At 67.0% G+C, this 6000-nt stretch carries 8 protein-coding genes; 5 read left to right on the forward strand and 3 right to left on the reverse strand.

The annotated features are described in order from the left end of the window. The first annotated feature begins 3 nt into the window (after nt 1–3). The 3 genes from lexA to G3N97_RS20295 all read left to right on the forward strand — a co-directional run bounded on the left by lexA (nt 4) and on the right by G3N97_RS20295 (nt 1963). On the forward strand, nt 4–654 hold the full coding sequence (lexA, locus tag G3N97_RS20285; protein ID WP_065060097.1) for a transcriptional repressor LexA: 651 nt from the start codon (nt 4–6) through the stop codon (nt 652–654). Between the two features lie 63 nt (nt 655–717). Continuing rightward, complete coding sequence (locus G3N97_RS20290) at nt 718–1077, forward strand: hypothetical protein (protein WP_065060098.1); 360 nt, start codon at nt 718–720, stop codon at nt 1075–1077. Between the two features lie 169 nt (nt 1078–1246). Next, nucleotides 1247–1963 (forward strand): DUF2939 domain-containing protein, encoded by a 717-nt coding sequence (locus G3N97_RS20295; protein ID WP_205994802.1) that lies wholly within the window; start codon nt 1247–1249, stop codon nt 1961–1963. A 95-nt stretch (nt 1964–2058) separates the two neighbouring features. On the opposite strand, the gene G3N97_RS20300 is transcribed toward G3N97_RS20295, so the two are convergent. Continuing rightward, nucleotides 2059–2529, reverse strand: a complete 471-nt coding sequence (locus G3N97_RS20300; RefSeq protein ID WP_205994803.1) for a universal stress protein — start codon at nt 2527–2529, stop codon at nt 2059–2061. Between the two features lie 313 nt (nt 2530–2842). On the opposite strand from G3N97_RS20300, the gene nodI reads away from it, so the two are divergent. Continuing rightward, nucleotides 2843–3787 (forward strand): nodulation factor ABC transporter ATP-binding protein NodI, encoded by a 945-nt coding sequence (gene nodI / locus G3N97_RS20305; RefSeq protein ID WP_346778091.1) that lies wholly within the window; start codon nt 2843–2845, stop codon nt 3785–3787. Between the two features lie 19 nt (nt 3788–3806). Next, on the forward strand, nt 3807–4643 hold the full coding sequence (locus G3N97_RS20310) for an ABC transporter permease (protein ID WP_124261034.1): 837 nt from the start codon (nt 3807–3809) through the stop codon (nt 4641–4643). Between the two features lie 21 nt (nt 4644–4664). On the opposite strand, the gene G3N97_RS20315 is transcribed toward G3N97_RS20310, so the two are convergent. Next, nucleotides 4665–5087 carry a hypothetical protein gene (locus G3N97_RS20315; protein ID WP_205994804.1) on the reverse strand — a complete coding sequence of 141 codons (423 nt, stop codon included), beginning with the start codon at nt 5085–5087 and terminating at the stop codon, nt 4665–4667. A gap of 176 nt (nt 5088–5263) precedes the next feature. After that, a partial coding sequence (locus G3N97_RS20320) for a permease (protein WP_205994805.1) occupies nt 5264–6000 on the reverse strand: 737 nt, incomplete at its 5' end.

A 6000-nucleotide genomic window follows, 5' to 3' on the forward strand; every position in this document is an offset into this window, starting at 1 on the left:
GACATGACCAAACTCACCGCACGACAGCAGCAGGTTTTCGATCTGATCCGCCGCGCGATCGAGCGCACCGGCTTTCCGCCCACGCGCGCCGAGATCGCCGCCGAACTGGGCTTCAGCTCGGCCAACTCGGCGGAAGAACATCTGCGTGCGCTGGCCCGCAAAGGTGTGATCGAGCTTGCGGCGGGCGCCTCGCGCGGCATCCGTCTGATGCCCGGCCCCGACGACCTGCCGCACCAGTTCACGCTGCCGCACGCCAGCATCATGCAGCTCTCGCTGCCGCTGGTCGGCCGCGTCGCGGCAGGCAGCCCGATCCTCGCGCAGGAACATATCTCGCAGAACTACGCCTGCGACCCGGCGCTGTTCTCCAGCCGCCCCGACTATTTGTTGAAGGTGCGCGGGCTGTCGATGCGCGACGCCGGCATCCTCGACGGCGACCTGCTCGCCGTGCAGAAGAAGGCCGAAGCGAAAGACGGCCAGATCATCGTGGCGCGTCTGGGCGACGACGTCACCGTGAAGCGTCTGAAGCGCCAGCCCAACGGCATTGAACTGATCGCGGAGAACCCCGACTACGACAACATCTTCGTGCAGGCCGGCAGCGCCGACTTCGCGCTCGAAGGCATTGCCGTCGGTCTGATCCGGCCCACCGAATTCTAAGAATCCATCCGCGCCTGTCAGCGCTGGTTTTGCGCCTCGTGGCGCACTTCTCTGGAGAGAGTCATGGAACGCCTTGCCCGCCTGTTGCCCTTCCGTCAATTCGGCCGTCTGCGCCATCTGCGCGGAATCGCCTCGTGCGCAATGCGTGAAGCGCGCGCCTCAGCCGCCGCACTCAATGGCTCGCTTTTCGAGAAGCTGGAAACGCCGGAACTGCCGCCGCTGCCCTCGGCGCAGCCGGCCTTCGCTCGCGTGTCGCTGAACAGCACGCTGAATACGGAACAGCCGGACCGCCGCGCGCCGGTGCGCGTGTATCACGGTCAGTCGCGTCTCATCATGGTCGGCACGATGGACGCGGTGTGCCGCGCCATCGACCGCTGCATTGCCGAGCAGCAAAGCGATCTGGCGGCGGCGCTCGCGAAGTAAGGTGTGAAATCGGAAGGTGGGAAATAGCGTGTCGGTGGAGGTTCTTGCGGGTGTAGGGATCGTTTTGGCGCACGTGTGGTCAACACTGTGATTGAATCGCCGACTCAACCGCTCCGACTCAACCGCTATTTGAACCCTTGCGCTGCTCGTGCGGCGCGCCTGCTCTCCGATGACCGATACCGATACACCCAACCTCTCTCGCGCTCACGCCGGCAAGTCCTCGAACTGGAAGAAACCCGTCGCCATCGCCGTTGCGGCGGTGGCCGTGGTGACCGCGCTCGGTTACGGCTACGCCTCGCCGTATATCGCGCTGAATCATCTCAAGCAGGCCGCCGACGCACGCGACGCGGCCACGCTGAGCGAATACGTCGATTACCCCGCGTTGCGCGCGAGTCTCAAGCAACAGGCCGGGGAAATGCTGCAACGGCGCATTCAGGCCGAGCACAGCAGCAATCCGCTGCTGCTGTTCGGCGCGGTGATCGGCTCGGCGCTGATTGGCCCGCTCGTCGACGCCTACGCCACGCCCGAAGGCGTGGCCGCGCTGCTCAACGGGATGCCGCCCACCGGCAAGCCCGGCGAACAGCCCGCCGCGCCGCCGCCGGCTCCGCCCGCAGAAAACGCGCAGCAATCCGCGCCGCCGGGTGGCGCGTCAGCCGAAACGCCCGCCAACCCCAACGCACCGGTCGAGCCCGCTCAAGCACAACCGCACTCGCAAGCCACGGCGGGTTATCGCAGCATCAATGAGTTCGCGGTCACATGGCAGCGCAGCGCGCACAGCGAACGCTATGCCGCCATCCTGCAGCGGCACGGCCTGTTCTCGTGGAAGCTCGCGGCGGTGGAATTGAACGAACCCGATTCGGGAAGCGGCGCAAATACGCCGAACTGATCGGGTGCGAATGGCTGATCGCCTGCGTCAAGGCGGCGATCACCGCGCGGCGGGCCGGCGATACGTTTAGCGCTCGCCAGCCCCGCGCACGCGCCCTACGCGGCCGCTTGCTGCTGCTTGTCTTCAGCAGGCGACGAACACGCCACGAGAATGCTGCACGACACCCGATCGAGCAGCGGCGTATTGCCCGCGCCCATCCACCAGCGCGACAGCCCCGTGCGGCAGCGATGCCCCACCACCACGAGATCGGCCTGCAGTTCGTTGGCGAGATTCGCGATTTCGTCGATCGGATGACCGAACGCGAAGTGCCCCTGTGCGCGCACGCCGCGCTCGGTGAGCCAGTCGACGCCTTCCTGCAGAATCTCGCGCGCCGTTTCCTCGAAGCGGCCGCACGCCACGTCGGTCAACAGGCCCGCGCTCTGAGCGATGGTCGAGCGCATGTCCACGACCGAGAGCAGATGCGTCTCGGCGTTCAGATCCAAGGCCAGATCGGCCCCGCAACGCAGCGCCTTGCGGCCTTCGCGCGAGCCGTCGTAACAGAGCAGGATTTTCTTGTAGCTCGCCATGATCATTTCCCCCAACACCCACGCGAAAACGCAGGTCGTACCTGCATCATGGTGCGCCGCAATTGCACATGCAAGGCCTGGAAAACGCCAGGTGCGCGGCAGCTCGCAAAGCGCGCGCAACAGCCGTCGGCACTGGATTTGCGCACGCCGGCAATGATTGCCGCGTCAGCGATTGACGCGGCATGCGCACGTGCACCTGCATCTGCACACCAGGCGCGCGCTGAGGCTTCCGCGTGAAGCATCGCGCCCGCGCACGCGATCGGCATGCACCAGCCTCGCGCGCTGCAATGCTCTAGAATAGGCCGCCTTGCGCGTGCACCACTCGCGCGCTCACCGACATCGCTCAACCATGCCCGCCATCGAATTCGAGCAGGTCATCAAGCACTATGGAGACAGGACGGTCGTCAACGGTCTGTCGTTCGACGTCGTTCCCGGCGAATGTTTCGGACTGCTGGGTCCGAACGGCGCGGGCAAGACCACCACGCTGCGCATGCTGCTCGGCATCGTGTCGCCCGATGCGGGCCGCATCAGCCTGTGCGGCGAACCCGTTCCGGCGCGCGCCCGTCATGCGCGCGCCCGCGTCGGCGTGGTGCCGCAATTCGACAATCTCGATCCCGATTTCACCGTGCGCGAGAACCTGCTCGTGTTCGGCCGTTACTTCGGGCTCTCCGCGCGGCAGACTCAGGATCTCGTTGCGCCGCTGCTCGAATTCGCGCGTCTCGAAAGCAAGGCCGACGCGCGCGTGGGCGAACTGTCCGGCGGCATGCGGCGGCGCCTCACGCTCGCACGCGCGCTCGTCAACGATCCCGACGTGCTCGTCATGGACGAACCCACCACGGGGCTCGACCCGCAGGCGCGTCATCTGATCTGGGAACGGCTGCGTTCGCTGCTCGCGCGCGGCAAGACCATTCTCCTCACGACGCATTTCATGGAGGAGGCCGAACGATTGTGCAATCGCGTCTGCGTGATCGAAGAAGGCCGCAAGATCGCCGAGGGCGCGCCGAAAGCGCTGATCGAAACCGAAATCGGCTGCGACGTGATCGAGGTCTACGGACCGGAACCGGCCGCGCTGCGCGACGAGCTGGCGCCTTACGCCAAGCGCACCGAAATCAGCGGCGAAACGCTGTTCTGCTACGTCGACGACCCGGCGCCCGTGCATGCGCAATTGCGTCCCCGCTCGGACCTGCGCTATCTGCACCGGCCCGCGAATCTCGAAGACGTTTTCCTGCGGCTCACGGGCCGCGAGATGCAGGACTGAGCCGCCCACGACCGACACCATGCAGACACGCACTCACACTCCGCCCGACACGGACCGCGCCCAGCCGCCCCTGCGCGAGCCGCGCGCGGCGCTGCCCTCGAACGCGACGCACTGGATCGCCGTGTGGCGGCGCAACTATCTCGTGTGGCGCAAGCTCGCGCTCGCGTCGATGTTCGGCAATCTCGCCGATCCGATGATCTATCTGTTCGGTCTGGGCTTCGGGCTCGGGCTGATGGTCGGTCACGTCGACGGCGTCTCGTACATCGCCTTTCTCGCGGCGGGCACGGTGTCGTCGTCGGTGATGATGTCGGCGAGCTTCGAATCGATGTATTCGGGCTTTTCGCGCATGCACGTGCAGCGCACGTGGGAGGCGATCATGCACACGCCGCTCTCGCTCGGCGACGTGGTGCTCGGCGAAGTGATGTGGGCCGCCAGCAAGTCGATGCTCTCGGGCGCGGCCATCATGATCGTGGCGGGCGCGCTCGGCTATGCGAGCTTTCCGTCGATGCTGCTCGCGCTGCCCGTGATCGCGCTCGCGGGCCTCGCGTTCGCGAGCTGCGCGATGATCGTCACCGCACTCGCGCCGTCCTACGACTTCTTCATGTTCTATCAGACGCTGGTGCTCACGCCGATGCTGCTGCTCTCGGGCGTGTTCTTCCCGATCGCGCAACTGCCTGCGGCGGCGCAGCACATCACGCTGATGCTGCCGCTCGCGCACGCGGTCGAACTGATCCGCCCGGCCATGCTCGGGCGTCCCGTCGAACACGCGGCGCTGCATCTGGCCGTGCTCGTGTTCTACGTGCTGGTGCCGTTCGGGATCGCGTCGATCCTGTTCCGCCGGCGCATGATGCGCTAGGACGCACGGCGCGGCACGGCGTCAGTCTTCGTCGTCGCCCCAGGGAATGTCGACGTCCGAAATGAACGCGACCGTCGCGAACGGGCCGCCTTCCTGACGCCCGATCTTGCCGTCGGCGCGATGCCATTCCACGCGGAACATCGTCCCCTGCGTCTGCGCAAGCAGGCGCACGGTGCGGATTTCCTCGGGATCAGCGTCCTCGACCGGGCCGTCGAGCGAGATCAGCAGCTGCTGCGGCCAGAGACCGTCGGCGGGATCGTAGATGCGATCGCCGTCGGGAATCGTGGCGTTCGCCTCGACGCCGATGGTCGCCGACGCCTCGATGATCATCTTGCCGAGCGCGCGCAACACCGCCGTCGCGCGGGCCGAATTGGCCTGACGGATGGCGAGGTCGCCGCGCGTCAGCGCCTGTTCGAGTTTGGGGTTGGTTTTTTGCTGTGCCATGCCGGTTCCCGGGCCGAAGCCCTCGTCTGTGCAGACGGCGTCGCCGCCGTCCGTCGTTGATGCGTGATCCTTATGACGCCATCGTAGCATTGCGCCCGCGACGTTTTGGCCTCAACTGACCCCGATTTTTCGAACATGGCGCCGATATGGCGTCGATACGGCGCGACGCCGCAACGTCAGAATCCGAGCGCCACCGTCGCCAGTCCCGCCACGATGCCGAACAGCACAACCACCGTGCCGACCAGCACGAGCACACGCGGCCGGAACGAGCGCGCCAGCATCGCAAACGACGGCACGCTCACGGGCGGCAGCGTCATCAGCAGCGCGCCGGCGGGACCCACGCCCATGCCGAGCGCGAGCATCGCCTGAATGATCGGCACTTCGCCCGCGGTCGGGATCACGAACAGCATGCCCGCCACCGCGAAGGCGACGATCCAGCCAAGGCTGCTCGTCACATCGGGGCCGATGTGCGGGAACAGCCACGCGCGCGCCGCGCCCAGCAGCAGCACGAGCACGATGTATTCAGGCACGAGGCGCACGGCCATGCGCAGGAACAGGCGCGCCCAGCGCACCAGCGTGTTGCCGCCCTCGGCCTGCTGGCGCGCGAACAATGCGAGACGGTCATCGGCGGCGCGCGCCTCGTCGGGCGTGACCATGCGGTTAGCGAGCCAGCCGAGGCCGAACACCATCAAGAGGCCCAGCGCGAGACGCAGCGCGCTCCACTGCCAGCCGAGCACGAAGCCCATGAACACGAGCGTCGCCGGATTGAGCACCGAGTTGCCGAGCCAGAACGCGATCGCGCCGCCCGTCGACGCATTGCGCGCGCGCAGCCCCGCCACGACGGGCGCCGCGCAGCACGTGCACATCATGCCGGGGACCGCGAGCAGACCGCCCGCCGCGACGCTGCCGAAGC

Origin of the sequence: Paraburkholderia sp. Ac-20347 (assembly GCF_017104805.1) — a bacterium.
GTDB classification, from domain to species: domain Bacteria; phylum Pseudomonadota; class Gammaproteobacteria; order Burkholderiales; family Burkholderiaceae; genus Paraburkholderia; species Paraburkholderia tropica.

Coding starts and splice junctions, on each gene's coding strand:
- G3N97_RS20300 (WP_205994803.1), bottom strand. CDS start 2,529: ATGGCGAGCTACAAGAAAATCCTGCTCTGTTACGACGGCTCGCGCGAA.
- G3N97_RS20295 (WP_205994802.1), top strand. CDS start 1,247: ATGACCGATACCGATACACCCAACCTCTCTCGCGCTCACGCCGGCAAG.
- G3N97_RS20315 (WP_205994804.1), bottom strand. CDS start 5,087: ATGGCACAGCAAAAAACCAACCCCAAACTCGAACAGGCGCTGACGCGC.
- lexA (WP_065060097.1), top strand. CDS start 4: ATGACCAAACTCACCGCACGACAGCAGCAGGTTTTCGATCTGATCCGC.
- G3N97_RS20290 (WP_065060098.1), top strand. CDS start 718: ATGGAACGCCTTGCCCGCCTGTTGCCCTTCCGTCAATTCGGCCGTCTG.
- G3N97_RS20310 (WP_124261034.1), top strand. CDS start 3,807: ATGCAGACACGCACTCACACTCCGCCCGACACGGACCGCGCCCAGCCG.